The following is a 26,008-nucleotide window of genomic DNA, read 5'->3' on the forward strand; positions in this document are numbered from 1 at the left end:
CGAAGTCATGGGAGAGGTGATGCAGGAAGCCTTGGCTATGCGGCATGATGCTCCGGCTTCAATTCAATAACCGTGTTGCACTCAGCTCCTGCAACCGCCTTGCTTATTCCGAGAGCCTTGTTTTAGACGTGTGTAGTCCTCCTGTCGGGGTGTTGAGGGAACGGTGCAATGAGCGTCGGGGCTTGGTTGGCTCGTTGTGGTGGGAGCCGTTCATCGTCAAAACCGTTATTTTTTGTTCAAGGGGGAATGAATGACCTGAGTGTTCCTGTTTTGAGGGGCAGTTTTGCATGGGTGGATATATTGTGCTGGGTCGTAAGAATGTTGTATTGCTCAGGAATTACTGAAGTTTAGTAGTGACCTGATTAATGGATGAGAGAGTGTATGTAATGGCTGATTATTTTTAATGTGTTTTCTGTGCCAGGCAGACGTACTGCATGGTGTTGGTATGCGGATTGTCCGTTGCTTTTTGAATTCTGCATGCTGGTCGGGATGTGTTGTTTGATTGTTCCTGCAGGCGCTTGTGCCGCTGCCTGTCAGGGCTTGTCGCGCAGCTTTCGAAGGTGTCCAGATTCTCCGCTCGTACCGAGAGCGCTCCTACAGATTTGCGGGTTTGATCCGCTGGATAAGAATTTTTACATGTCGTTTTATGAAGTGAGGGCTTTGAAAAAAGCCCCATCATATCCAGTGACGCGCAATGGAGTGCTTTAACAATGGGAAGATTGATTCAGCAGGAAAGTGGCGGGCGCAGATTGTTGCAGAGAGTCAGGATTGATCCGGTGGTTCTGGATTTTGGCATGACCCTGGCTCGGCCATTGTCGCGGTCAGTGCGGTTAAATGGCTTTGCGACTTGCTTGCGGCTTGAGGAAGTGTACTGGGAGGTATTGTCCGATATCTCACGTATCAACAATTGTTCAATAAATACGCTGCTGTCTTATATCGATCTGGAGGTGCACTTGCGCCATGGCGGGGTGAAAAACTTCAGTGGGCTCATTCGGGTGGTCTGTGTAATGCATTTGTTGAAAATGAGTCGCAACCCTGAGGAGGTGACGCAGCATCAGGTGTTTGCGGGGTGAGTGGGGGTGATCGGCTGGAGGAGGGTGTTCCACGGCTTGTAATCGTTGCATATTTATGATGCATTTAGGGGCTTCTGGCTGTTCATGCGGCTGCAATGGCTCGATTTACCAGATATAATCTCGCCCTTTGCTGTGTGGCCCTCTTCAAGGGTTGCCGCTAACGGATTGTCGAGACACGCCAATGCCCATGTACGATTACCAGTGTGCTTCCTGTGGTCATCAGCTGGAAGCCATTCAAAAGATCAGCGCTGCACCGCTGGTTGATTGTCCAGCCTGTCAGGCCCCGGAACTGAAGAAGATGCTGTCCATGCCGGGTTTCCGCCTTAGCGGTACAGGCTGGTATGAAACCGACTTCAAGACAGGCTCGAAAAAGAATCTGGCAGGCGGCGATAAATCCGACTGAGGTCGAGCGAAAGCAGTCAGAACACAAGCGGGCTCTTGCAGGGTTACCAGCACCGACGGTGCGCAAGACCTCCACCGAATTTCGAATTACGAGAAGTGAAACCACTACCATGATGCGCAGCCATTATTGCGGCCAACTGAACGAAAGCCTGGAAGGCCAGGAAATTACCCTTTGCGGATGGGTTCATCGTCGCCGTGACCACGGTGGGGTGATTTTCCTCGATATCCGTGATCGTGATGGTCTGGCCCAGGTGGTGTTTGACCCGGATCGCGCCGAGACTTTCGCTGCTGCCGACCGTGTGCGCAGTGAATATGTGGTCAAGATCACCGGCAAGGTGCGCTTGCGCCCGGCCGGTGCCGGCAACACCAACATGGCTTCGGGCATGATCGAAGTGCTGGGTTACGAACTGGAAGTGCTGAACGAAGCGGAAACCCCGCCGTTCCCGCTCAACGAGTTCTCCGACGTTGGTGAAGAAACCCGCCTGCGCTATCGCTTTATCGACCTGCGTCGTCCGGAAATGCTCGAGAAGCTGCGTCTGCGTTCGCGCATGACCACCAGTATTCGTCGCTACCTGGACGAGAACGGTTTCCTGGACGTTGAAACACCTATCCTGACCCGTGCCACGCCAGAAGGCGCACGTGACTATCTGGTGCCAAGCCGTACCCACGCCGGTTCGTTCTTTGCCCTGCCGCAATCGCCGCAACTGTTCAAGCAGTTGCTGATGGTTGCCGGTTTTGACCGTTACTACCAGATCGCCAAGTGCTTCCGCGACGAAGACCTGCGTGCCGACCGTCAGCCTGAGTTCACTCAGATCGACATCGAAACCAGCTTCCTCGATGAAAAAGACATCATGGGCCTGACCGAAGGCATGATCCGCAACCTGTTCAAGGAAGTGCTGGATCTGGAATTCGGCGAGTTCCCGCACATGACTTTCGAAGAAGCCATGCGCCGTTACGGTTCCGACAAGCCGGACCTGCGTAACCCGCTGGAACTGGTAGACGTTGCCGATCAGCTGAAAGATGTCGACTTCAAGGTGTTCAGCGGCCCGGCCAACGACCCTAAATGCCGTATTGCTGCCCTGCGTGTGCCGGGTGCTGCGAGCATGCCGCGCAAGCAGATCGACGATTACACCAAGTTTGTTGGCATCTACGGTGCCAAGGGCCTGGCGTACATCAAGGTCAACGAGCGCGCCAAGGGTGTTGAAGGTCTGCAGTCGCCGATCGTCAAGAACATCCCTGAGGCCAACCTGAACGTGATCCTGGATCGCGTTGGCGCCGTCGATGGTGACATCGTGTTCTTCGGTGCCGACAAGGCCAAGATCGTTAGCGAAGCCCTGGGCGCGCTGCGTATCAAGGTCGGCAACGACCTGAACCTGCTGACTTGCCAGTGGGCACCGATGTGGGTTGTCGATTTCCCGATGTTCGAAGAGAACGACGACGGCAGCTTCAGTGCCTTGCACCACCCGTTCACTGCGCCGAAGTGCTCGCCAGAAGAGCTGGAAGCCAACCCGGCAACCGCGATCTCCCGTGCCTACGACATGGTATTGAACGGCACCGAGCTGGGCGGCGGTTCGATCCGTATCCACCGCAAGGAAATGCAGCAAGCTGTATTCCGCCTGCTGGGTATCGAAGAAGCCGAACAGGAAGAGAAATTCGGCTTCCTGCTGGACGCCCTGAAATACGGCGCACCGCCTCACGGTGGTCTGGCCTTCGGCCTGGATCGTCTGGTCATGCTGATGACCGGCGCCCAGTCGATTCGTGAAGTGATTGCTTTCCCGAAAACCCAGAGCGCTGCCTGTGTGATGACACAAGCGCCTGGCGTTGTAGATGCCAAAGCGTTGCGTGAACTGCACATTCGTGTGCGCGAACAAGCCAAGGCCGAGTAAGTCTGACCTGCAAAGGCGCATCTTCGGGTGCGCCTTTGTTTTTTGGGTCGAGAATTTTTATTGTCAGGCCAAGGCCTGGCAAGGTTTTATCAAGGGATTCGGAGTGCGTTATGGCAGGTCATTCTAAGTGGGCGAACATCAAGCACCGCAAAGAGCGTCAGGATGCCAAAAAAGGCAAGATTTTCACCAAGTGGATTCGTGAGCTGACTGTTGCTGCCCGTCAGGGTGGCGGTGATCCGAGCTCCAACCCGCGCTTGCGTCTGGCGCTGGACAAGGCCCTTGGTGCGAACATGAGCCGCGATATCATCGATCGTGCGGTTGCCCGTGGTGCCGGTGCGGCTGATACCGACGATATGGTCGAGTTGAGCTACGAAGGCTACGGCCCCGGTGGCGTTGCTGTGATGGTCGAGTGCATGACCGATAACCGTAACCGTACAGCTGCGGCTGTACGTCATGCGTTCAGCAAGTGCGGCGGCAACCTGGGTACTGACGGTTCTGTGGCCTATCTGTTCGAGCGCAAGGGCCAGATCTCCTATGCGGCCGGCGTTGATGAAGATGCCCTGATGGAAGCTGCGATGGAGGCTGATGCCGACGACGTGGTGACCAATGAAGACGGCTCCATTGACGTGTTTACGTCGTTCTCGAGTTTCTATGCTGTTCGCAATGCGCTGGAAGCGGCCGGGTTTGTTCCTGCGGATGCTGAAATCGTCATGCTGCCCACCACCAGTGCTGAACTGGATCTGGAGGGCGCTGAAAAAGTGCTCAAGCTGATCGACATGCTCGAAGACCTGGATGACGTACAAAACGTATATTCCAACGCTGAAATCCCTGACGCTGTTCTGGAACAGCTTGCCTGATACCTTAGTGTCCTGCCTCGCAAATATTGATCCTTTTTGACGGCGTTTGTTGTTGCCATGCTGCGTTGCCGCTCCTCCCCATAGCCAGCTATGAGTCGTCGCGGCGCCTTGTCTGACAACAACAGCCACTCGTCAAAAAAGGATCATATTTGTGAGGCAGGACACTGGTTGCGTCAATCAAGAGGCCGGAGGTGCTCCGTCGCGACGATCGCGGCGCTGGGCACCTCCGGCTTCTGCCTTTAAGCTGTCCGGGTACTTGCCGGTGGGCGTCACTTCATAAGCTGCAGGCGTTATGACTCTTATTCTTGGTATCGATCCGGGGTCGCGAATCACCGGTTATGGCGTAGTGCGAGACACTGGGCGTGGCTGTGTGTACGTGGCTTCGGGGTGTATTCGTACAGGTAGTGGCGAACTGCATGAGCGGTTGCAGATCGTCTATCGCGGGGTGCGTGAGGTTATTCAGACGTACGGTCCTGTCACCATGGGCATCGAAAAGGTGTTTATGGCTCGCAATGCCGACTCGGCACTCAAGCTGGGGCAGGCCCGAGGCGCGGCCATTGTTGCGGGTGCCGAAGAAAACCTGGAAATCGCCGAGTATTCGGCAACCCAGGTCAAGCAGGCTGTGGCAGGCACAGGGGGGGCCAACAAGGAGCAGGTGATGATGATGGTCATGCACTTGCTCAAGTTGACCAGTAAACCGCAAATCGATGCATCGGATGCGCTGGCAATTGCTTTGTGCCATGCCCATACGCGTTCAAGCCTGCTGCCCCATGGTTTGGGCGCTGCGCGCAGCCGTGGCGGGCGTTTGCGTCTCTGAGACGCGATTTTTAACCTAATTAAGCTTGCTGGCAGGGTTTCATCTGTAATGATGCTGCTCTGTCGTTCTACTTGTCAGCCATTGATCTGGCCAGAGAAAAGGATCTGAAACGTGATTGGACGCTTGCGCGGCACTCTGGCTGAAAAACAGCCGCCGCACCTGATTCTCGATGTAAACGGCCTGGGCTATGAGCTGGAAGTGCCGATGACGACCCTCTATCGGTTGCCGTCTATCGGTGAGCCATTAACCCTGCATACCCATCTGGTCGTTCGCGAAGATGCCCAATTGCTCTATGGTTTCATAGGCAAACGTGAGCGCGATTTCTTTCGTGAACTGATCCGCCTCAATGGCGTCGGTCCCAAGTTGGCCCTGGCATTGATGTCCAGCCTTGAGGTCGATGAGCTGGTTCGTTGCGTCCAGGCCCAGGATACCTCGGCCTTGACCAAGGTGCCGGGGGTCGGCAAGAAAACAGCCGAGCGCCTGCTGGTTGAGTTGAAAGACCGCTTCAAGGCGTGGGAACAAGTACCGAGCATGTTTGCCCTGGTGCCCAATCAGCCGGATGCTCCGGTGCAAGTGGCCAGCGCTGAAAGTGACGCGGTCAGTGCCTTGATTTCCCTGGGCTACAAACCTCAGGAAGCCAGCAAGGCGGTTTCCGCGATCAAGGATAAAACGTTGAGCAGTGAAGACATGATTCGTCGCGCCCTCAAGGGGATGATTTAAGTGATTGAAGCCGATCGTTTGATAACTGCCTCCAGCGGGCGGGATCGAGAAGAAGTTCAGGATCGGGCGATTCGCCCTTTGAGCCTGGCCGACTATATTGGTCAGCCAACGGTGCGTGAGCAGATGGAACTGTTTATCCAGGCTGCGCGCGGGCGCTCGGAGTCACTGGATCACACGTTGATCTTTGGCCCTCCCGGGCTGGGTAAAACCACACTGGCCAATATCATCGCCCAGGAAATGGGGGTGTCGATAAAAAGCACCTCGGGCCCGGTGCTGGAGCGCCCGGGTGATCTGGCTGCGTTGCTGACCAATCTAGAACCCCATGATGTGCTGTTTATTGATGAAATCCATCGTCTGTCACCGATTGTCGAAGAAGTGCTGTACCCGGCAATGGAAGACTTTCAGCTCGATATCATGATCGGCGAGGGGCCTGCTGCGCGCTCGATCAAGCTCGACCTGCCGCCTTTCACCCTGGTAGGTGCCACGACCCGCGCCGGCATGCTGACCAACCCATTGCGCGATCGTTTCGGCATTGTTCAGCGACTGGAGTTCTATAGTACTGACGACCTGGCAACGATTGTCAGTCGCTCGGCCGGGATTTTCGGCCTGCCGCTTGATCCAGAGGGGGCATACGAAATTGCCCGCCGGGCTCGCGGCACGCCGCGGATCGCCAACCGTTTGTTGCGTCGGGTGCGGGATTTTGCCGAGGTTCGGGCCAAGGGCCATATCACCAAGCCGGTGGCTGATCTGGCATTGAACCTGCTGGATGTTGATGAGCATGGTTTTGATCATCAGGATCGGCGTTTGCTGCTGACCATGATCGAGAAATTCGATGGTGGCCCGGTGGGTGTCGACAGCCTGGCGGCTGCAATCAGCGAGGAGCGTCATACGATTGAAGATGTGCTGGAGCCGTATCTGATTCAGCAGGGTTACATCATGCGTACGCCCCGTGGTCGTGTTGTGACCCGGCATGCGTATCTGCACTTCGGTTTAAACATTCCGTCACGATTGGGTGAGATGCCTGTGGTAGACGAATTTTTGAACGCTTTGGATGATTAATAAGCGGTTGGCAGCCGATTTTTTCAAGGTTTTTGCTGTCTCAAGGACTGGCGCTGAAAATCTTCGCTGATAAAGCTCAAGAAGCGCAAAAAACAGTGGTTTGGCGGATTGGCAACCTGAGGAGTAAGCACTAGAGTATGCGCGCGCAAAACAGGCTTGAGCCGTTCGCACATCGCTGTCGCGTTTATTACGAGGACACCGATGCGGGTGGCGTCGTGTATTACGTAAATTATCTAAAGTTTATGGAGCGGGCTCGAACCGAAAGGCTGCGGGAGATGGGGTTTTCCCAATCCGCGCTGGCAGGCGAGAACCTGTTATTTGTCGTGCATTCCAGCGAGGCGCGTTATCACGCACCGGCGCGACTGGACGACGAACTGTTGGTAAGTGCGCAAGTGATGGAACTCAACCGTGCCAGCCTGCGTTTCAAACAGCAGGTCTGGCGGGCTGCAGATGCAACGCTGCTCTGTGAAGGGCAGTTTTTGGTGGCCTGTGTGCGCGCCGATAGTTTCAAACCCCGAGCCATTCCCGAAGCTTTACGTACGGCCTTTGCCGACGTGAGCGGCGCGGGTAAACATTTAGAGCAGGAGATAAAGCGTGGAAGCTAACGTCGTCGACCATTCCTCCATGTGGAGCTTGGTCAGCAATGCCAGCATTGTTGTGCAGTTGGTAATGTTGACCCTGCTGGCCGCATCGGTTACCTCGTGGGTCATGATTTTTCAGCGCAGCACCATGCTGCGCGCCGGTCGACGTGCCCTGGAAAGCTTTGAAGAGCGTTTCTGGTCGGGTATCGACCTGTCGAAGCTGTATCGTCAGGCCGGCAGTAACCCGGATCCGGACTCCGGCGTTGAACAAATTTTCCGTGCCGGTTTCAAAGAGTTCTCGCGTCTGCGTCAGCAGCCGGGTGTTGACCCTGAAGCAGTGATGGAAGGTGTCGCGCGTGCCATGCGCGTAGCCATCTCCCGTGAAGAGGAAAAGCTTGAGCAAAGCCTGCCGTTCCTTGCCACTGTAGGTTCTGTAAGCCCGTATATCGGTCTGTTCGGTACCGTGTGGGGCATCATGAACTCCTTCCGTGGTCTGGCAACTGCCCAGCAGGCAACGCTGGCCACCGTGGCACCAGGTATTGCCGAGGCACTGATTGCAACGGCCATTGGCTTGTTTGCGGCCATCCCGGCAGTTATTGCTTACAACCGTTTTGCTGCGCGTAGCGAAACCTTGATCAGCCGCTACTACACCTTCGCCGACGAATTCCAGGCGATCCTGCACCGTAAAGTGCACACCAGCGAAGAATAAGCAGGTAATTTCCAATGGCTTTAATCGCTCGAGCTCGCAAAAAGCGCAAGCCGGTCGCCGAGATGAACGTAGTGCCCTACATCGACGTGATGTTGGTACTGCTGGTCATCTTCATGGTGACCGCGCCGATGCTCAATCAGGGTGTGAAGGTTGATTTGCCGAAGGTCTCCAGCGAGGCCTTGCCGCAAGACAACAACACCCAGGTCCTGACCATTTCGATCAAGGCTGACAAGACCTATTTCTGGAACCTTGGCAGCGAAGTCGATACCGACAAGCAGATGGACAAGGCAATGACCTTGCCCCAGATGACTGACGCGGTGACCAAGATCATTCGCGCAGGCAACGAAGGCGGCAAACACACCCAGGTCTTTATTCGCGGTGACAAGACCGTGGATTACGGTGCGGTAATGGGTGCTATGGGTGGCCTGCAGAAGGCCGGGGTCGGTAACGTTGGCTTGATAACCGAGGCTCCCTGATGCGCGAACAGCGGGAGCCGTCCGCCTCTGAAAACTATTTTTGGCCTGCAGTCTGGGCGGTAGGGTTGCACGTCCTGATTTTTGGCATGTTGTTTGTCAGCTTTGCCATGACTCCGGAGCTGCCGCCTTCCAAACCGATTGTCCAGGCGACTTTGTATCAGCTGAAGTCCAAAAGTCAGGCGACCACCCAAACCAATCAAAAGATTGCGGGTGAGGCGAAGAAATCCGCCGCGCGTCAGACCGAAGTCGAGCAGATGGAACAGAAGAAGGTTGAGCAGGAAGCTGTAAAAGCTGCGGAACAAAAGAAAGAAGAGGCTGCCGAAAAAGCTGCAGAAGCCAAAAAGGCTGACGAAGCCAAGGCGAGTGAAGCGAAAAAGGCAGACGAGGCGAAAAAGGCTGATGAAGCCAAGAAGGCCGACGACGCCAAAAAGGCCACTGAAGCCAAAAAAGCCGAAGAGAAAAAGCTGGCTGACATAGCCAAGAAAAAATCCGAGGAAGAGGCCAAGAAGGCGGCAGAAGAAGAGGCCAAGAAAAAGGCCGCGGAAGACGCCAAGAAAAAAGCGGCTGAAGATGCGAAGAAGAAAGCCGCTGAAGACGCCAAGAAAAAGGCCGTAGCAGACGAGGCAAAGAAGAAGACTGCCGAAGATGCGAAGAAAAAGGCCGCTGCCGATGCCGCCAAGAAAAAGGCCGTAGAAGCAGCACGTAAATCGACCGAAGAGAAAAAGGCGCAAGCCTTGGCTGATTTGCTTTCCGATACGCCGCAACGCCAGCAGGCGCTGGCAGATGAGCAGGGTGATGAGGTCGCCGGCAGTTTCGATGACCTGATTCGTGCTCGGGCAGCAGAAGGGTGGGCTCGTCCGCCGTCGGCGCGCAAGAACATGACAGTGGTGCTGCAAATTGGCATGTTGCCAGATGGCACGGTGACGTCTGTGACGGTTGCCAAGTCCAGTGGTGACGGCCCGTTCGACAGTTCGGCTGTGGCGGCGGTCAAGAATATTGGCCGTTTAACGGAAATGCAGGGTATGAAGCCCAGCGATTTTAATCCTTATCGATCGTTCAAGATGACATTCACACCTGAGGATCTAGCCTTGTGATTAAACTTTTTCGAGGACTGCTGGTCGTCGTCTGCTGCCTGGCAGGGATGGCTGTAGCAGATGAAAAGAACATCCTGGTCACCAGTGGCAGCGACCGGGCGACACCTATTGCCGTAGTGCCTTTTGGCTGGCAGGGCGGCACTGTGCTGCCGGATGACATGGCTGAAATCATCGGCAATGACCTGCGCAACTCGGGTTATTACGCGCCGATTCCAAAGCAGAACATGATTGGCTTGCCGACTCAGGCCAGCGAAGTCATTTTCCGTGACTGGAAAGCCCTGGGCGCTCAATACGTAATGGTTGGTAATATCGTGCCGGCAGGCGGTCGCCTGCAGGTGCAATATGCCCTGTTCAACGTTGCCACCGAGCAGCCAGTGTTGACCGGCAGTGTGTCGGGTACTGCTGAGCAGCTGCGGGATATGGCGCACTACATCTCCGATCAGTCGTTTGAAAAACTGACCGGTATTAAAGGTGCATTCTCAACCCGTCTGCTTTACGTGACGGCTGAACGTGCCAGTGCAACCAACACCCGTTACACCCTGCAGCGTTCGGACTACGACGGTGCTCGTGCAGTGACCCTGCTGCAATCGCGCGAGCCGATCCTGTCGCCGCGTTTTGCACCGGATGGCAAGCGTATCGCCTATGTGTCGTTCGAGCAGAAACGTCCGCGTATCTTTATGCAGAATATCGATACTGGTCGCCGTGAGCAGATCACTAACTTCGAAGGTCTGAACGGTGCGCCTGCATGGTCGCCAGATGGCTCCAAGCTGGCGTTCGTATTGTCCAAAGACGGCAATGCCGAGATCTACGTGATGGATCTGGCTTCCCGCGGGCTGACTCGCGTCACCAACAACCCGGCAATTGATACCGAACCGTTCTGGGGTAAAGATGGTTCCACCATCTATTTCACCTCTGACCGTGGCGGCAAGCCGCAGATTTACAAAACCAATGTGGGTAGCGGTAATGCAGAGCGCGTGACCTTTATCGGGAACTACAACGCCAGTCCGAAGCTTTCGGCTGACGAAAAGACCCTGGTAATGATCCATCGTCAGGACGGTTTCACCAATTTCCGTGTTGCAGCGCAAGATTTGCAGCGTGGAAGCGTAAAAATCCTTACAGATACCAACCTTGATGAGTCTGCTACTGTTGCGCCCAACGGCACCATGGTAATCTACGCCACCCGCCAGCAGGGCCGGGGAGTCTTGATGCTCGTGTCCATCAACGGACGCGTAAGGCTCCCTCTTCCTACCGCTCAAGGCGAAGTCAGAGAACCTTCCTGGTCCCCTTACCTGAACTGACGTGGTGATAGCTTTACGTTGCACATAACACTTGGGGTTCATTAGGAGTTTTACGATGGAAATGCTGAAGTTTGGTAAATTTGCTGCGCTGGCACTGGCCATGGCTGTAGCTGTAGGTTGCTCGTCCAAAGGCGGCGACAATGCCGGTGAAGGCGCTGCTGTTGATCCAAACGCTGGTTACGGCGCAAACACTGGCGCTGTTGATGGTTCCCTGAGCGAAGAAGCTGCTCTGCGCGCTATCACTGTTTTCTACTTCGAATACGATTCTTCGGACCTGAAACCAGAAGCAATGCGCGCTCTGGACGTTCACGCTAAAGACCTGAAAGCTAACGGCGCTCGCGTTGTTCTGGAAGGTAACACTGACGCCCGTGGTACTCGTGAGTACAACATGGCACTGGGCGAGCGTCGTGCGAAAGCCGTTCAACGCTACCTGGTACTGCAAGGCGTTTCTCCAGCACAGCTGGAGCTGGTGTCCTACGGTAAAGAGCGTCCAATCGCTACTGGCAACGACGAACAGTCGTGGGCTCAAAACCGTCGCGTCGAACTGCGTAAGTAATTCGTCATGCGAACGTGCCGCCGTGCTGTAACTATTCTGACTCTCAGCCTCATGCCGCTCGCGGCATGGGCTGCGGTTCCTGTGGTCGATGACAACTCTGGCTATAACAATAGCGGGGGGAGTTATCCGTCACCGGGTTATGGTGCGAGCGGCGCCTATGCCGGGGGAGGGGTTTCGGCCCCTGTCTCGGCACAGGGCGAGCTGTTCAACCAGCTGCAACAAATGCAGGAGCAGATTGCCCGCCAACAGGGTGTGATCGAAGTTCTGCAAAATGATATCTCGCGCATGAAGCAAGAAAGCCTGGAGCGATACCAGGAACTTGATCGGCGTATTGGTGCTGGCATTGCTCCTGCTGCCGCTCCTGATAATTCTTCTGCTGGTGGTGCGAATGCCGCCGGTAATACAGCAGCGCCTGCACCTCAGGCAGCTGCCAGTTCGGAACCTGCTGATCCGGCGAAAGAGAAGCTCTATTACGATGCTGCTTTCGACCTGATCAAAGCCAAGGATTTCGACAAAGCCAGTCAGGCATTTACCGCCTTTCTGCGTAAATACCCAAACAGCCAGTATGCGGGCAACGCTCAATACTGGTTGGGCGAAGTGAACCTGGCCAAGGGCGATTTGCAAGCCGCAGGTCAAGCCTTTGCCAAGGTCAGCCAGTTGTATCCAAAGCACGCCAAAGTGCCGGATTCACTGTATAAGCTTGCTGATGTAGAGCGTCGCCTGGGTCATACCGACAAGGTCAAAGGCATTCTGCAACAGGTTGTAGCCCAGTATCCGGGTACTTCGGCTGCACAGTTGGCGCAACGCGATCTGCAACGCATGTAATACATACGATGCTTTTATCGAGAAACCCGCGCCTGTCGCGGGTTTTTTCGTTAGAATCCACGCCCTTTTATGAAATACGCTCTTTTGAGTCCTGCGTAAGCAGATTCCCTGGAGTGCCTGACGGAGGCGGACAGCCTGTTTAGCTGTTACGCCCGTGGCGGATATGCAAGACACATTGAGAATTACCGAAGTTTTTTACTCGTTACAGGGTGAAACGCGAACGGCTGGCCTGCCTACCGTTTTTGTACGCCTGACCGGCTGCCCTTTGCGCTGCGGTTACTGTGACAGCGCCTACGCCTTCAGCGGCGGGACAGTGCGCCCTCTGGATGACATCCTTGAGCAAGTTGCCGGCTTTCGTCCGCGCTACGTGTGCGTGACCGGTGGTGAGCCACTGGCCCAGCCCAATGCCATTCCTCTGCTCAAGCAGCTCTGCGATGCGGGCTACGAAGTCTCGATCGAGACCAGTGGTGCGCTGGATATTTCGGCAGTCGACCCACGCGTAAGCCGCGTACTCGATCTGAAAACTCCGGGCTCCAAAGAGTCCCATCGCAACCTCTACGAAAACATCGCCTTGTTGACACCCAACGATCAGGTCAAGTTCGTGATCTGTTCGCGGGAAGATTACGACTGGGCGGTGTCCAAGTTGATCGAGTATGGTTTGGAGCGACGCGCGGGCGAAGTACTGTTCTCGCCTAGCCACCATGACTTGCCAGCCCGTGATCTGGCTGACTGGATCGTGGCCGATAACTTGCCAGTACGCTTGCAGATGCAACTGCACAAATACCTATGGAACGACGAGCCGGGGCGCTGAAATGACTGAACAAAGTGTTGTCACCGAAAAAAGAGCAGTGATCCTGTTGTCTGGCGGCCTGGACTCGGCGACTGTCGTGGCCATGGCCCGCGCTGAAGGCTACAGCTGCTACACCATGAGCTTTGATTACGGCCAGCGCCATCGTGCCGAACTTGACGCCGCTGCCCGTGTTGCGCGTGATCTGGGGGCTGTAGAGCACAAGGTGATTGGCCTGAACCTGGATGGTATTGGCGGCTCGGCCCTGACCGACAGCTCCATTGACGTGCCAGAGGCACCGAGTGAAGGCATTCCGGTCACTTACGTGCCGGCACGCAACACTGTATTCCTGTCTTTGGCACTGGGCTGGGCTGAAGTGCTGCAGGCGCGGGACATCTTTATCGGCGTCAACGCTGTGGATTACTCGGGCTACCCGGATTGCCGCCCTGAGTTTGTAGAAGCCTTTGAAGTCATGGCCAACCTGGCGACCAAGGCCGGGGTAGAGGGGAATGGCTTCCGGATCCAGGCGCCGCTGCAAAACCTGAGCAAGGCACAAATCGTCCAGGCGGGCGTTAAACTGGGCGTGGACTACTCACTGACGGTTTCCTGCTACCAGGCAGACGTCCAGGGTCGAGCTTGCGGCAAATGCGATAGCTGCCGTCTGCGTGCAGAAGGCTTTGCAGCGGCCGGAATTGCTGACCCTACCCGTTATTTTTGAGTTATTTCAGCTTTATTTCTAACCAGGTGTTGAATTCTCGTTAGAAATCAGTATTATACGCACCACAACGAAGCGGGTCGTTAGCTCAGTTGGTAGAGCAGTTGGCTTTTAACCAATTGGTCGTAGGTTCGAATCCCACACGACCCACCATATCGCTACTCCAAAACAGCCGGTTTAATCCTCAGGGATGACCGGCTTTTTTGTGCCTGCGAATTGGCGAGGCGGGAGGGCTGAAAGGTGGTCAAAGCACAACACACACTTTGCGGACATGCAGCCGTCTGAGGCGAACAGTAAGGTTGAAGGAGTATTCTTGCAGTTCTGAACAGGGTTTCTGATGATCTTTTGCTTCGGCTGACAAACCGTCAGGCTTCGCTGATTTTGTTCACGCCGGTGATATGCCCATTCCAGATCATCTCGTAGTGAGCTGTTTGAACAATGGATGAGACTGACTTCGGGGACATAAGCGCCCAGCAGTAGCTGCCTTGCATGCGCACGGAGTTGTACCGAATCCCCCTATGTCCTGCATCTTTGACGATCTTGCCCAGAGAGCGAGAGTGCGTGTAATCATCAGGATCGTAGATGCAATCGCTCATGGGTAGCGATGTTGCGTCTTTCATTGAGTGATCAATGAAGGAGCAGGATAGCCCTCGAAACACAAAGCGCTCGTAGTTGAGGTTCTGCACGTTCGACCAGTACTTGTCCTGATGATGATGTACCTCCGCCAGCGCAGCCTCCATTGTGGCCGCCAGGTACAGCACCCCAAAACTGCCATCACTGAAACGCGAGCCCTCCGGGTTGACGTGCGTGAAGGGTGCGGTCGCATAGGTGCAGCCCGGGATGCCAAATGGAATCTCTGAGCGCGGTATCAATTCAATACGGCCGACTTCATTTTGTAGCCTGGGATTGGTCAATGCCTGGATCTGATAGAGGGCTTCAAATTCATCCGGATTGGCGACATCGTCAAACAAGGCAATCGGCGGAAATTTGGAATTGACCAGTCGATATGCCTGTAGCAGTTCGTTGTTCAGATCTGCCAATTGGCTTAAATTCACCATTGTGCTCCGCGCAATACATCGATCCGGCGAAAGGTTTCATACAGCGAGATCATGTCCCCCTGTGACATGACTTCCAGTGGCGTGCGGCCATTGAAGAAATCGTTGTCGTTCACCATCGTCGGGAAGCCATAAACGTTTTCGGGATTATCGAAAACCAGGCGAAGCGCTGCGTGAATGTTCAGGACGAAACTGATCCGTTGCATCTGATCCGAGTCCAGCCCCACGGACCATTCAACGTCACGCTGCTTGGCCCGGGTATACGTGCTTCGCGAGATACGCAAGATACGGCAGGCCTGATCACTCGATGCATGCCATTTTTCGAGGATGCCCACAGCCACTCGAAGACCGGTCACGCACTGATCTTTGGTAAAGGTCTGTGCTTGCGGGGCTACTCTCATTGTTCTCACTCAATAATTAGTCTGTGGACTCAAATATAGACAAAATGAATCTGTGGATCAACAGCGTTGAAGGCAATCCCCACCTCCGAGTTGCTCATTTGAGATTTCGTAATAGTGGGATTGTCTGTACAGCGGTTGGCGACTCGATTGCGTTTCTCATTGCCTGTCAGGCTAGCAGCCGTTTTACTGTCGAAGCATTATCAGCACTCGGCTGGAGCTGAGGTGGTGGCCTATATTGATCCGATGGGGTGGGGAATACGCAGGACAACATACTTCGTGTGCAGATCTGGTCGTTTTTGTTGATACCCCTGCAGCTCTCAGGCTGGAGCGGCTCAAGACCCGTGAATCACGGCTGTTTGGCGAGCGGATTCTTCCCGGCGGCGACATGCATGCCAAGCATATGGCGTTTCTTTCCTGGGCTGAAAGCTATGAGGACGGCACCTGCAATGGCCGCAGCCGGACCCGACATGAGCGTTGGCTCAAGCAACTGCCCTTGCCCTGGTTGCGTGTACGCGGCGATGGACCTGCTCAGGGGTTGATTGAGCAGGTCATGGCTGCAGTCGCGGATTAAGGTTTTTTAAATTTTCGGCGCTATGCACACTTTCGCAGCTACGGGATCATCCGGGACAAACGAATCCGGCGCGCCGGGTTTCAAGACTACATACCCACGGCGCCACGGCTGGTCGTCGACCATGTTCCAGCGATGTCCCGAGCCGGTATTGTCTTCGGCGACCAGTACTTCGCCCGGATGCAGGGTAAATTTCTCGCCGTTGCGGGTAGCAAATGCCAGGGTGCCGGACAGTGTCATCACATACTGGGGCTCCGGGTCGTTATGCCAGCTGTATGAAGCATGGGCCGGGCTTTGCTTGAAGTGGATGGCAGTTACATCGTTGCGCAGGGTCTGGTCGATGGTGCCTTCCAGTACATGGGAGGCGTTGTCCGCGCCGGTGCACAGTTTGTATGCCTTGATAGTATTAGCGCCGGTTGTGGCAGCCTGCGCGCCGTTCAGGGTTGCCAGGGTGATTGCCATAACTGCGGCGGTGCGCACGCTCAGTGTGAAGAGTGCGATATGCCGTGACGAGTGTTTTTTTTGACGCATAAAGCCGGTTTCCCTTGTGCAGAGTTGTCGTATTTAACGACCATGTTCTGCGGGAGACGGAGTGGGAACAATTAACAATTTTTTCATTGGTTATGGTTTGGAAGGGATCTCGCTAATTAATGGCAAATCGCCAATCTTGTAAGCTTTAATGTAATTACTGTTTCTGGCACTGATTCTCAAATAGGATTAATTCTCATATTAGCTATGGGAGTCAGTCCTGTGAAATCCATCATCCCCTCGGTTAAACCTCAGCGTCATCTTCTGGCCGTTGCCATCAGTCTTGCCATCGCCTCGACTTGCGGTTTTGTTGCTGCTGCCGAGAGCCAGCAACCCTTGCAGTTGGACCGTATCAAGGTCGAAGGTCAAAGTCCCAAGAACTCCAGAGTTGAACATTCGGCTTCGCCCAAGTATGTAACCCCGCTATTGGATACGCCGCAGACCATCACGGTGGTGCCGCCCAAACTGATTCAGGAGCAACAGGCCCTGAGCCTGCGTCAGGTGCTATCCAACGTGTCGGGTATCACCTTCAATGCCGGAGAAGGCGGTGGCGGCTCGGGAGACAGCATCAACATCCGCGGTTTTTCAGCCAATACCAATATCCAGATCGACGGCCTGCGCGACAGTGCGCAAACCAGCCGCACCGACACCTTCAATATCGAGCAAGTGGAGGTGATCAAGGGCCCGAACTCGGTGTTTGGCGGTGCCGGTACAACGGGTGGCACTATCAATATCATCAGCAAGCAGCCTAAGGATCAGGCTTTTACCCGCCTTGGCGGCAGCATTGGCACCGATGACTATTACCGCCTGACACTGGACACGAACCAGCCGCTTGCAGCTGTTGGCGACAACAGTGCCGTGCGCTTGAACCTTATGGGGCATCAGAACGATGTCCCCGGTCGCGACCAGATCGACCGGGAACGCTGGGGGATTGCGCCGTCGTTGCGCCTGGGTTTTAACGATGCCACCCGCTTGACCCTCAGTGCGTTTCACCAGGTCGATGACAACCTGCCGGATTATGGCGTACCAGCGCTCGACGGCAAGCGCTTGCCCGGGGTGGACCGCGACGCTTACTTCGGCTGGAAGAACCTCGACAAGGAGAGGGTCGAGCTGAGCAGTTTCACTGCCAACTTCGAGCATGACTTCAATGACAACCTTGGCCTGCAAAACCTTACGCGTTACAGCCGTACGGGTCGTGACACCATTGTTTCAGCCTCGCACGTCAACACCGCGGGTGTGCCCACGGGCAACTACCGGCCGGCCGGGCCACAAGCTTATGGGCGTGATGCAACCACCGAAATGTGGATTAACCAGACCAACCTGATCAGCAATTTCCAGGTAGCGGGGATGCACCACGAACTGGTGGCTGGGGTTGAAATTTCTCGCGAGACTCTGGATTTGAAAACCTACAGCCACGGTCTGGGTAATGCTTTGTACCCCACAGACGGTTACCCACTGGGCAATCCGCCCGGCTACTGGAGCGGCCCGGTCGATAAAAGCATCAGGGATTACCGCGATACCCAACTGACCGACCAAGCCTTGTATCTGTTCGACGCTATCGCGCTGCACAAGCAATGGGATCTCAACCTGGGGCTGCGTTACGAAAAGGTGCAAGGGCGGGCCAACGCTTACTCAAATACCCATATGAAAACCTCCAGCCTGTCGTCCATCGACGAGGAGCTGAGTGCCCGCGCCGGTTTGGTGTTCAAGCCGACCGAAAACGGTCGCTTCTATGTTGCCTGGGGCAACTCTTTCAACCCCTCGGCTGAAAACCTCGCGTCCAATGGTAGTGGCTTGACCCTTTCGACTGCTGCCCTGGCGCCAGAAAAGAACCAGAGCTGGGAGCTGGGCACTAAATGGGAGTTGCTGGACAAACGTCTGGAGCTGGATGCCGCGCTGTTCCGGGTCGAGAAAAGCAACGCCCGGGAAACCATGTCCGACGGTTCCACCCAATTAGCCGGTAAACAACGAGTGCAAGGCCTGGAACTGGGCATGACCGGCCACATCACCGAACAATGGGATGTGTTCGCCAATTACACCTACCTCGACAGTAAAACCCTTGATGCTGCGGATACGCCGGCAGGCAATGAGCGCAAAGGTCAGGCCCTTGGCAACACGCCACCGCACTCGTTCAACCTGTGGACGACCTATGAGCTGCCGGCTGGCTGGTCTGTTGGCTATGGCGCACGCTATGTCAGCAAGCGCAATGTGACTTCCAGTACCACTGCCAAGCTGGATGCTTACTGGTTGCACAACGCGATGGTCGGCTATCAGGTCAATGATGATCTGGAGCTGCAACTGAATGTTAATAATCTGTTCAACAAGGAGTATGTCGAGCGGGTCCGTCAGCGTAACGGCGATAGCGCACGCTCTTCGGCCGTTGAGTATGGGGATGCACGTTCCGCCATTGTTTCGGCTACCTACTCGTTCTGATCAGGCCCGACCATAACCTGAAGCCCCGCGTATGCGGGGTTTCGGTCTACAGCGAGTATTTGCTCATGATGCTACAGATACCCGGTGTGCTGAGCCCCGAGCAGCTGACTGAATGTCGCAAGCTGCTGCAGCAGGCCCGATGGGGGGACGGCAAAGCCACTGCGGGGTTCCAGTCAGCCCTGGCCAAGAACAATCTGCAATTGCCCCATGATTCCCCGCAAGGGCGGCAGATGGGCGAACTGATTCTTCAGGCTCTGGGCCGCAATCCGCTGTTTATGTCAGCGGCACTGCCGAAAAAAGTCTTCCCGCCCCTGTTCAACTGTTATCAGGAAGGCCAGTCATTTGGCCTGCATGTGGATAACGCGGTGCGCGAAGTGACACACACCGGCGAACGGTTTCGTACTGATCTGTCGGCGACTCTGTTTTTTACGCAACCGGACGAGTATGACGGTGGCGAGTTATTGATCGAAGATACGTACGGTGCCCACAGCGTCAAGCTGCCTGCCGGGGATCTGGTGCTTTACCCTTCGACCAGCCTGCACCGGGTAACGGCGGTCACCCGTGGCGTACGAGTCTGTGCTTTCTTCTGGTTGCAGAGCATGGTCCGTGACGATGGCCAGCGTAGCCTGCTGTTTGATCTGGATTCGAGCATCCAGCGCCTGCATCGAGAGTTGGGTGCAGGGCATGCCAGCAGCGTGCAACTGACCGGGGTGTATCACAACCTGTTGCGGCGTTGGGCGGATGTTTAGTTTGCTCTGACACTCCAGTCAGCCAGCTGTATTGGCCCATAACTGCAACTGGGGGAGCGAGACTGCTCGCTCCCCCAGTTAAGTGATCAGCGTTACTTCAAATGCTGCTTGAGTTCTTGCGAGGCTTGCAGCATGGCAGAGCGCACTGCTGGCACCTGGCCGACTACGTTCAAAAGCCCGAAGTCGTGAATCATGCCGTTATAGCGAACCGCAGTCACCGCCACACCTGCCTGATCCAGCTTGCGTGCGTAGGCTTCGCCTTCGTCACGCAGTACGTCGGCGCTGGCAGTCTGTACCAGTGCAGGCGGCAGGCCCTTTAGCTGATCCACTGATGCACGCAGCGGCGAAGCGTAGATCTCGGCACGTTGCTTGGGGTCGGTGGTGTAGTTGTCCCAGAACCACTTCATCATGTTGCGGGTGAGGAAGTAGCCTTCGGCAAACTGCTTGTAGGATCCGGTATCAAAGTTGGCATCGGTCACTGGCCATAGCAGCACCTGATACTTGATCTCCGGTGTGCCTTTGTCTTTGGCCATCAGGCTGACCACCGCCGCCATGTTGCCACCTACGCTATTGCCTGCGACGGCCAGGCGCTTGCCGTCGACATTGATTTCGCTGCCGTGCTCGGCCACCCATTGGGTAGCGGCGTAGGCCTGGTTGATCGCGGTCGGGTACTTCGCTTCAGGGGAGGGGGTGTAGTCGACATACACCGCCACCGCCCCGGAGCCCTCTACCAGGTCGCGTATCAGGCGCTCGTGGGTCGGGTAGTCGCCCAGCACCCAGCCGCCGCCGTGGAAGTACATGAAGACCGGCAGGATGCCTTTGACGCCTGCCGGGCGCACGATGGTCAGGTTGATGTCCTGGCCATCGACCGAAATGGTCTTTTGGCTGATATCGACCTTGGGCAGGCTCACGTTGGCCCCGGCCTGGGCACCGACCAATACTGCGCGCGCATCCTTGGGCGAGAGCTTCTCGATAGGCGTGCCGCCACTGGAGTTCAATGCATTGAGGAAGGCCTGGGTGTGGTGTTCGATACCGGTTTCAGTTGCTGCGAGCGCGTTGCTTATTGATACAGCGAGGAGTGAGCCAACAAGGGTTTTAATAAATAGGTTCATGTTTTTATCTTCTTGACAGTAAGTTCAATAGTTGCGAACAGGTCTAAATGGCTGCGAGCAGTTGCGAAGTAATGCAAGGTTTGGTTGTCAGCGTCAACTTGAAGACTGTTAGAGGATTTGTGCCTGGGTATGATCTTTCGAACATCTATTTTTTTATGGGAGGTATTTGGCTTGAGTGTTCGGAAGACTCGTAAGATATTTCTTATACATAAGAAGGAATGGTCTTTTATTTTAGTGTGTGTTGCGTATTTGTTTTGCAGGAAGCTTATTCAATGAGAGCTTGAAAGTTGTTCAGGATTGATCCTGGCAAGCACTCAATGACAGTAAAGCCAAACTGCACACATAGAGAGGGAAAGGATGAGCACTATCACATGCCCCAATTGCGGTAATGAAGCCAGCGCGTATGGCACAGTCATGAACTGCTGGTGCGACAAGATGTACTGTGACCACACCAGTGGCATGTATGCGAGTTTCAACTGTGCCTGTGGCGCCAGTGGTGAAACTCCGCAGGCCAGGCAGCATCGCGAGCACCAGCAGGCCAAGTTCCTGGCTGAAATGGACAGGGATGTTGCGGATCTGCTTTCTGACCTGGCGGCAAAGATCAGGCAAACCTTCCACACGCAAAGCGTGAGCGCCAGTTCCTCCGAGGTCCTGGTGACTTTCAGCAACGGTTGCACAGCGGGTGTCACCGTCACCGGCGTGTACTCGACGCCCAAGGACTTTCAGCTGTCGAGCGCAGGGCAGGTTATTGCCGTCAAGGGCGGCAGTAACCTGAAAGCGGCGTTGGCAAAAATAGCTAATGCATGAAGCCGCTGCCCCGCAATAATCAGCCCTTGGCCACTCCCACCCGCCACTGCGAAGGCGGCACCAGGCCGTTGACCAGGTAGTTGCCGACGATGCGCGACTTGTACACTCTGGGGTTGTGGTTGGCCAGGGTGCGGGCGTTGCGCCACAGCCGGTCCAGTGCCTTGTTGGTTGCCGTGGCGCTGGCGCCCAAAGCATCGAACAGCGCCGTGGTGGCTGCCAGGGTGGCGTCTACCACGGGGTTGACCGCCAGGCACACTTCCAGCTCGGCCTGGGCCACTTGCGGGTCTTCGTGGGTAAGCGGGTGTTCGCTGGCGATGGTGTGCTGTGCAGTGCTCTCCAGACGCTGCGCGGCCAGCCGGGTAATCGCCTGGGCGGCGTAGGCCTGGCTGGCCACTTCACCGATCACTTGTAGCAGTTGTACGTCGTGCGCGGCGCTGTCGGCATTGCCGGTGGAGAAGGTCCGGGAGCGACTGGCCAGTTCTTGCGCGCCACTCAAGGCGGCGCGGCGGGCGATGCCGGCCAGGGTGCTCAGGTGATAGATCTGAAAAAACGATTGCCCATAGGCAAACCGCTGATCCGTGGGGCGCGGTTCATCATCTACCCGCACATGGTCAAAGATGCAGGTGCCGCTGGCAGTCAGGCGCTGGCCAAAGCCGTTCCAGTCATCAATGATCTCAACGCCCGGGGCTTTAAGGTCGACGGCGACTGTGTACAGGGTGCCGTCTTCACCGGTGCCGATGGTGTTGATCAGGTCGCTGTAAAGGGCGCCAGTGGTGTAATACTTTTTACCGCTGATACGCAGCGAGCCGTCTTCCGCCCGATAGATGCGAGTACCGAACTCACCCCGGGTCTGGCTGCCCACCTCGGTACTGCCCGGTGAGAGCAGTACGCCCTGGCTGAGCTTGTCCAGCCATTTTGCCTGCCAGTCGCGGTCCTTGGAGACCAGCACTTCTTCGCAAAAACCGAAATGCCCGCGCAGGGCCTGGGTGATATTGGAGTCGGCGGCGGACAACTCGGTCAGCAGGGTCAGCAACTCGACCAGGGTGGCGTCGTGCCCGCCATAACGTGTTGGCAAGCGCCAGCGCGGCAAGCCCAGTGCATTTAATTGCTGGATTACGCTGGCCAGGCTACTGCGCGATGCGTCAGCCTCTGCGGCTTGCGCGCTGATATGCGCAAACAGCGGGCGAAAGGGTGCGGCCAGTTGTTCGTAACGGGCGGTCGGGGCGGTGCCCCAAATATTCAATTCTGCAGTAGGCATGCAATCTGACCTTGCCGGGCCTGCGCTCAAAGGCGCGCTGGCGCTGTAATGAGTGGAGTAAATGCGAGTAGGCCCAGTGGTCTGGTGACGCCACCCTAATACCAGATGAGGAAATTTCTTAATACCAAAAACAGCTAACCAAATACCCGGACAGGGTTCTATGGATATGACTTAAAAGTATTAACTGCTTATGTCTTTATTGCGCTAGCTTCTAAAAACGCCACGCTTGGCGACCCCCAAAGCCTCTTTTCTCAATGCCAGACTGCATGCCTACAGATGGTTGAGTTAGCTGTTAACTCTGTAGGAATCCTCAATGACAACTCGTCGAAAATTGCTAGCCCTGCTGGGTGTAGCCTCTCTGGCGCTGCATGGCGCACCGACCTTCGCCGCTGCGCCGCCGACCCTGGTAGTGGGTGATCAGTTCTTTTCCAATCGCATTGTTCTGGAACTCTCGGGTGAGCTTAAAGACCTGCCCTATACCATCGACTTCAAGCGCTTCAATACCGGCTCTCCGGTGGCTTCAGCGGTTGCCAGCGGTGCGCTGGATATAGGTGTGGTAGGCGACACCCCGGTGATCAGCCTGGCGGCCAACGGTGCCCCGGTTAAAGTGGTGGCCAGTACCCAGACCAGCCTGAACGGTGTAGGCATTGTTGCCCGCCCGGGAATTCATTCTGTGGCCGACCTCAAGGGCAAAACCGTCGCCATCTGGAATGGCTCATGGAGCCAGCAGATGATGTTCAAGGCTCTGGATGAAGCCGGTGTACCGCGCGACAGCGTGAACTACAAATTCCTGCTGCCCGCTGAAGCGAGCATGGCCCTGAGCCAGGGCGATATCGATGCGTTTGGCACCTGGGAACCCTACGTTTCCCTGCAGGAGAAAGAGGGCAGCACCCTGATCCGCAACGCCAAGGGTCTGATGAGCGCGCCGACTTATGTGGTCGCCTATGAACCTGTACTGGCGCAAAAGGGCGAGATCATCAAAGACTTTGTTGCGCGTCTGACCCGTGCCCGGGTGTGGAGCCAAAGTCATGTCGACGAATATGCGGTTGCCTGGTCCAAAGCCAACCAGTCTTCCCCGGAAATCGCCAAGGCCTGGTTCAAGCGCGATGCGATCACGGTCTTGCCGATCTCGCCGACCATCGTCAGCGAAGCCCAGGCCACCTCGGATTTCCTCTACGACGCCAAGCTGCTGAAAAAGCCGTATGACGTCACTCCCATGTTTGACCGCGCACTCTGATCAACAAGGAAATCCTTATGGCCAAGCAAATGGCATTGGCGGGCTTCATGCTTTCGGGCCCCGTGGTACATAGTCACGCGGTGTGGCGGCACCCGCAAACCCATAGCCACTTTCTCGACCCCGACTACTACATCGAAATTGCCAAGACCCTTGAGAATGGCTGCTTCGATCTGCTGTTTTTTGCCGATCGGTTGGCAGTTGGCGATCAGGCCGGGCAATCCCGTGCGCGCTCCTTTGAGCTGGGTGCGCAGGACGCGGCACGCCTCGACCCGCTGCCGATCCTCAGCCTGCTGGCCGGGCACACCCAGCATATCGGCCTGGGGCTGACACGCTCCACCACCTATTACCAGCCGCCCCATGTGGCACGGGCGATTGCTTCCCTTGACCATATTTCCAAAGGCCGCAGCGCCTGGAATATTGTCACCTCGATGAACGACAGTGAGGCGCGTCTGTTCGGTCATGCCCAACACCTGGCCCATGCCCAGCGTTACGCCCGGGCCGACGAGTTTGTCGAGCTGGTGCTCAAACTGTGGAACAGCTGGCAGCCCGATGCGCTGGTGCTGGACAAGGTCCGCGGGATCCTTGCAGACCCGGGCAAGATCGATGCATTCAAGCATCGCGGTACTTACTTTGACTGTGACGGGCCGCTCAATATCCCGCGCGTACCGCAAGGTCAGCCGGTGTTGATCCAGGCCGGTGCTTCGGGCCGTGGCCGGCAGTTTGGGGCGCGCTGGGCAGAGGTTATTTTCAGCATCAACAGCCGGGTGGAGCGCATGCTCGAATTCCGCCAGGACATCCACCAGCAAATGCGTGCCATTGGCCGCAACCCGGACGACTGCAAAATCCTCACCGCGGTCATGCCCTTTATTGGCGGCAGCGAAGCCGAGGCGATCAAAAAGCGCGATGAGCACAATGCCCTGGCCAACCCGGAGCTGGGGGTTATTACCCTGTCGACCCAGTCGAACTTCGACTTCACCCAGTTCCCGCTGGAGACCCGCCTGCTCGATATTGCCCGGCACTCGGCGACGCCGGACGTGATCGCGCAAAAGCTGCGCCTGGAGCGCGATATAACCTTGGGTGAATATGGCGCGATCATGGCCGCCAGCATCCGCGTGCCGCAACTGGCGGGCACTGCAGAGAGTGTGGCGCAGCAACTGATCGACTGGCTGGAATTGGGCGCGTGCGACGGTTATGTGGTTTCACCAGCGTATCTGCCGGGCACCTTTACCGAGTTCACCGAATCGGTGGTGCCGATCCTGCAACGTCGCGGCTATTTGCGTACGGCCTATGAACACCCGACATTGCGTGGGCATCTGGGTTTGCAGCAGTTCAGTTAATAACTATAAAGCGAGGGGCTTACCCCTAAACCCCTCGCTGATACCTCATGACGCCTTAGATCCATCAATCCGTCCGCTTCTGTGAGCGGTTATGTCCTTGTGCCCAGGCTTAGAAGCGGCGGGCGGTGGTGTAGTTTCTTTTCCAGTACGAATTGTTCATCGAGTCGATACGAATGTTTTTGCCCGTGCGCGGTGCATGGATAAAACGGTTATCGCCGATATACAGGCCGACGTGATTGCTGCGGGTGCCACCCTGGGTGCGGAAGAACACCGCATCGCCAGGTTGCAGTTCATGCTTGGCAACTTTTTGCAGTTTCGCGTTGAGCATTGCAGCAGTGGTTCTTGGCACGTGGATACCGGCTTCGTGCTTGAACAGGAACACCAGCATACCGCTGCAATCGAAGCCTTTTTCCAGGGACATGCCGCCCCACAGGTAAGGGATGCCCAGTAAGGTGTGGGCGCGGTTGATGACTTTTTTGACATGGCCAGGTGCAGAGGTTTGATGAGCCGTTTGAATGGTCCAAGGGTAAGGTTTGTGAACCTCGTTGGCTGAAACAAGGGTGGAACCGGCAAGAGTGAAAAGTAAGAACAAAGAGATGAATTTAGACACAAGCAACCTTCCGTTTGATGGGGGTGCGTGAAGTCTAAAAGTGCGGTTAAAGCGAGTA

General features: G+C 55.9%; 28 protein-coding genes and 1 tRNA gene. 23 read left to right on the top strand and 6 right to left on the bottom strand.

The window, feature by feature from the left end:
• Positions 1 to 710 precede the first annotated feature (710 nt).
• The 17 genes from ACZRMH_RS07035 to ACZRMH_RS07115 all read left to right on the top strand — a co-directional run bounded on the left by ACZRMH_RS07035 (position 711) and on the right by ACZRMH_RS07115 (position 14,008).
• Complete coding sequence (locus ACZRMH_RS07035) at positions 711 to 1,073, top strand: ribbon-helix-helix domain-containing protein (protein WP_464012799.1); 363 nt, start codon at positions 711 to 713, stop codon at positions 1,071 to 1,073.
• A gap of 181 nt (positions 1,074 to 1,254) precedes the next feature.
• Complete coding sequence (locus ACZRMH_RS07040) at positions 1,255 to 1,476, top strand: FmdB family zinc ribbon protein (protein ID WP_029611571.1); 222 nt, start codon at positions 1,255 to 1,257, stop codon at positions 1,474 to 1,476.
• A gap of 109 nt (positions 1,477 to 1,585) precedes the next feature.
• Positions 1,586 to 3,361, top strand: a complete 1,776-nt coding sequence (gene aspS / locus ACZRMH_RS07045) for an aspartate--tRNA ligase (protein ID WP_464012800.1) — start codon at positions 1,586 to 1,588, stop codon at positions 3,359 to 3,361.
• Positions 3,362 to 3,471: 110 nt separating this feature from the next.
• Positions 3,472 to 4,218: a YebC/PmpR family DNA-binding transcriptional regulator gene (locus ACZRMH_RS07050; RefSeq protein WP_464012801.1), complete on the top strand. Its 747-nt coding sequence runs from the start codon at positions 3,472 to 3,474 to the stop codon at positions 4,216 to 4,218.
• A 292-nt stretch (positions 4,219 to 4,510) separates the two neighbouring features.
• Positions 4,511 to 5,035 (top strand): crossover junction endodeoxyribonuclease RuvC, encoded by a 525-nt coding sequence (gene ruvC / locus ACZRMH_RS07055; protein WP_029611572.1) that lies wholly within the window; start codon positions 4,511 to 4,513, stop codon positions 5,033 to 5,035.
• Positions 5,036 to 5,146: 111 nt separating this feature from the next.
• Entirely contained in the window at positions 5,147 to 5,755 is a 609-nt protein-coding gene (ruvA, locus tag ACZRMH_RS07060; protein ID WP_019823258.1) for a Holliday junction branch migration protein RuvA, read from the top strand.
• Positions 5,756 to 6,814, top strand: coding sequence for a Holliday junction branch migration DNA helicase RuvB (gene ruvB / locus ACZRMH_RS07065; RefSeq protein WP_464012802.1), 1,059 nt, complete (start codon positions 5,756 to 5,758; stop codon positions 6,812 to 6,814).
• A 137-nt stretch (positions 6,815 to 6,951) separates the two neighbouring features.
• Positions 6,952 to 7,419, top strand: a complete 468-nt coding sequence (ybgC, locus tag ACZRMH_RS07070) for a tol-pal system-associated acyl-CoA thioesterase (RefSeq protein ID WP_464012803.1) — start codon at positions 6,952 to 6,954, stop codon at positions 7,417 to 7,419.
• Complete coding sequence (gene tolQ / locus ACZRMH_RS07075) at positions 7,409 to 8,104, top strand: protein TolQ (protein ID WP_016782231.1); 696 nt, start codon at positions 7,409 to 7,411, stop codon at positions 8,102 to 8,104. The genes ybgC and tolQ overlap by 11 nt, the downstream gene beginning before the upstream one ends.
• 23 nt (positions 8,105 to 8,127) lie before the next feature.
• A complete protein-coding gene (tolR, locus tag ACZRMH_RS07080) occupies positions 8,128 to 8,580 on the top strand; it encodes a protein TolR (protein ID WP_162200692.1) in 453 nt (150 codons plus the stop codon).
• Positions 8,580 to 9,674: a cell envelope integrity protein TolA gene (gene tolA / locus ACZRMH_RS07085; protein ID WP_464012804.1), complete on the top strand. Its 1,095-nt coding sequence runs from the start codon at positions 8,580 to 8,582 to the stop codon at positions 9,672 to 9,674. The genes tolR and tolA overlap by 1 nt, the downstream gene beginning before the upstream one ends.
• Before the next feature lie 47 nt (positions 9,675 to 9,721).
• Positions 9,722 to 10,972, top strand: coding sequence for a Tol-Pal system beta propeller repeat protein TolB (gene tolB / locus ACZRMH_RS07090; RefSeq protein ID WP_464012973.1), 1,251 nt, complete (start codon positions 9,722 to 9,724; stop codon positions 10,970 to 10,972).
• A 55-nt stretch (positions 10,973 to 11,027) separates the two neighbouring features.
• Positions 11,028 to 11,528 carry a peptidoglycan-associated lipoprotein Pal gene (gene pal / locus ACZRMH_RS07095; protein WP_003441254.1) on the top strand — a complete coding sequence of 167 codons (501 nt, stop codon included), beginning with the start codon at positions 11,028 to 11,030 and terminating at the stop codon, positions 11,526 to 11,528.
• Between the two features lie 6 nt (positions 11,529 to 11,534).
• Positions 11,535 to 12,353, top strand: a complete 819-nt coding sequence (gene ybgF, locus ACZRMH_RS07100; protein WP_464012805.1) for a tol-pal system protein YbgF — start codon at positions 11,535 to 11,537, stop codon at positions 12,351 to 12,353.
• Positions 12,354 to 12,516: 163 nt separating this feature from the next.
• Positions 12,517 to 13,164: a 7-carboxy-7-deazaguanine synthase QueE gene (queE, locus tag ACZRMH_RS07105; RefSeq protein WP_235573143.1), complete on the top strand. Its 648-nt coding sequence runs from the start codon at positions 12,517 to 12,519 to the stop codon at positions 13,162 to 13,164.
• A gap of 1 nt (position 13,165) precedes the next feature.
• Positions 13,166 to 13,858, top strand: a complete 693-nt coding sequence (gene queC, locus ACZRMH_RS07110) for a 7-cyano-7-deazaguanine synthase QueC (RefSeq protein ID WP_464012806.1) — start codon at positions 13,166 to 13,168, stop codon at positions 13,856 to 13,858.
• 74 nt (positions 13,859 to 13,932) lie between these two features.
• Positions 13,933 to 14,008 (top strand) — tRNA-Lys (locus ACZRMH_RS07115).
• A 212-nt stretch (positions 14,009 to 14,220) separates the two neighbouring features.
• Here the strand turns inward: ACZRMH_RS07115 and ACZRMH_RS07120 are convergent.
• Together ACZRMH_RS07120 and ACZRMH_RS07125 are read right to left on the bottom strand one after the other, a co-directional pair.
• Positions 14,221 to 14,913, bottom strand: coding sequence for an RES family NAD+ phosphorylase (locus ACZRMH_RS07120; RefSeq protein ID WP_464012807.1), 693 nt, complete (start codon positions 14,911 to 14,913; stop codon positions 14,221 to 14,223).
• A complete protein-coding gene (locus ACZRMH_RS07125) occupies positions 14,907 to 15,311 on the bottom strand; it encodes a hypothetical protein (protein WP_464012808.1) in 405 nt (134 codons plus the stop codon). Before ACZRMH_RS07125 ends, ACZRMH_RS07120 begins: the two co-directional genes overlap by 7 nt.
• Before the next feature lie 385 nt (positions 15,312 to 15,696).
• On the opposite strand from ACZRMH_RS07125, the gene ACZRMH_RS07130 reads away from it, so the two are divergent.
• Positions 15,697 to 15,882: a hypothetical protein gene (locus ACZRMH_RS07130; protein ID WP_464012809.1), complete on the top strand. Its 186-nt coding sequence runs from the start codon at positions 15,697 to 15,699 to the stop codon at positions 15,880 to 15,882.
• 6 nt (positions 15,883 to 15,888) lie between these two features.
• Here ACZRMH_RS07130 and ACZRMH_RS07135 read toward each other — a convergent pair whose 3' ends face one another.
• Positions 15,889 to 16,410: a hypothetical protein gene (locus ACZRMH_RS07135; RefSeq protein WP_464012810.1), complete on the bottom strand. Its 522-nt coding sequence runs from the start codon at positions 16,408 to 16,410 to the stop codon at positions 15,889 to 15,891.
• Between the two features lie 204 nt (positions 16,411 to 16,614).
• Here ACZRMH_RS07135 and ACZRMH_RS07140 point away from each other — a divergent pair, with 204 nt between their 5' ends.
• Both ACZRMH_RS07140 and ACZRMH_RS07145 read left to right on the top strand, forming a co-directional pair.
• Positions 16,615 to 18,840 carry a TonB-dependent receptor gene (locus ACZRMH_RS07140; RefSeq protein ID WP_464012811.1) on the top strand — a complete coding sequence of 742 codons (2,226 nt, stop codon included), beginning with the start codon at positions 16,615 to 16,617 and terminating at the stop codon, positions 18,838 to 18,840.
• Between the two features lie 65 nt (positions 18,841 to 18,905).
• Positions 18,906 to 19,589 carry a Fe2+-dependent dioxygenase gene (locus ACZRMH_RS07145; protein ID WP_464012812.1) on the top strand — a complete coding sequence of 228 codons (684 nt, stop codon included), beginning with the start codon at positions 18,906 to 18,908 and terminating at the stop codon, positions 19,587 to 19,589.
• Between the two features lie 92 nt (positions 19,590 to 19,681).
• Here the strand turns inward: ACZRMH_RS07145 and ACZRMH_RS07150 are convergent, their stop codons facing one another.
• Positions 19,682 to 20,701: an alpha/beta hydrolase gene (locus ACZRMH_RS07150; protein WP_464012813.1), complete on the bottom strand. Its 1,020-nt coding sequence runs from the start codon at positions 20,699 to 20,701 to the stop codon at positions 19,682 to 19,684.
• Between the two features lie 357 nt (positions 20,702 to 21,058).
• Here ACZRMH_RS07150 and ACZRMH_RS07155 point away from each other — a divergent pair, with 357 nt between their 5' ends.
• Complete coding sequence (locus ACZRMH_RS07155; protein WP_464012814.1) at positions 21,059 to 21,508, top strand: hypothetical protein; 450 nt, start codon at positions 21,059 to 21,061, stop codon at positions 21,506 to 21,508.
• A gap of 19 nt (positions 21,509 to 21,527) precedes the next feature.
• On the opposite strand, the gene ACZRMH_RS07160 is transcribed toward ACZRMH_RS07155, so the two are convergent.
• Positions 21,528 to 22,766: an acyl-CoA dehydrogenase family protein gene (locus tag ACZRMH_RS07160; RefSeq protein ID WP_464012815.1), complete on the bottom strand. Its 1,239-nt coding sequence runs from the start codon at positions 22,764 to 22,766 to the stop codon at positions 21,528 to 21,530.
• A gap of 313 nt (positions 22,767 to 23,079) precedes the next feature.
• Here ACZRMH_RS07160 and ACZRMH_RS07165 point away from each other — a divergent pair, with 313 nt between their 5' ends.
• Positions 23,080 to 24,003 carry an ABC transporter substrate-binding protein gene (locus ACZRMH_RS07165; protein WP_464012816.1) on the top strand — a complete coding sequence of 308 codons (924 nt, stop codon included), beginning with the start codon at positions 23,080 to 23,082 and terminating at the stop codon, positions 24,001 to 24,003.
• Positions 24,004 to 24,020: 17 nt separating this feature from the next.
• Entirely contained in the window at positions 24,021 to 25,340 is a 1,320-nt protein-coding gene (locus ACZRMH_RS07170; protein WP_464012817.1) for an LLM class flavin-dependent oxidoreductase, read from the top strand.
• Between the two features lie 109 nt (positions 25,341 to 25,449).
• Here the strand turns inward: ACZRMH_RS07170 and ACZRMH_RS07175 are convergent, their stop codons facing one another.
• Positions 25,450 to 25,950, bottom strand: a complete 501-nt coding sequence (locus ACZRMH_RS07175) for a C40 family peptidase (RefSeq protein WP_464012818.1) — start codon at positions 25,948 to 25,950, stop codon at positions 25,450 to 25,452.
• Positions 25,951 to 26,008 lie beyond the last annotated feature (58 nt).

It is taken from the genome of Pseudomonas sp. B414 (assembly GCF_055408445.1).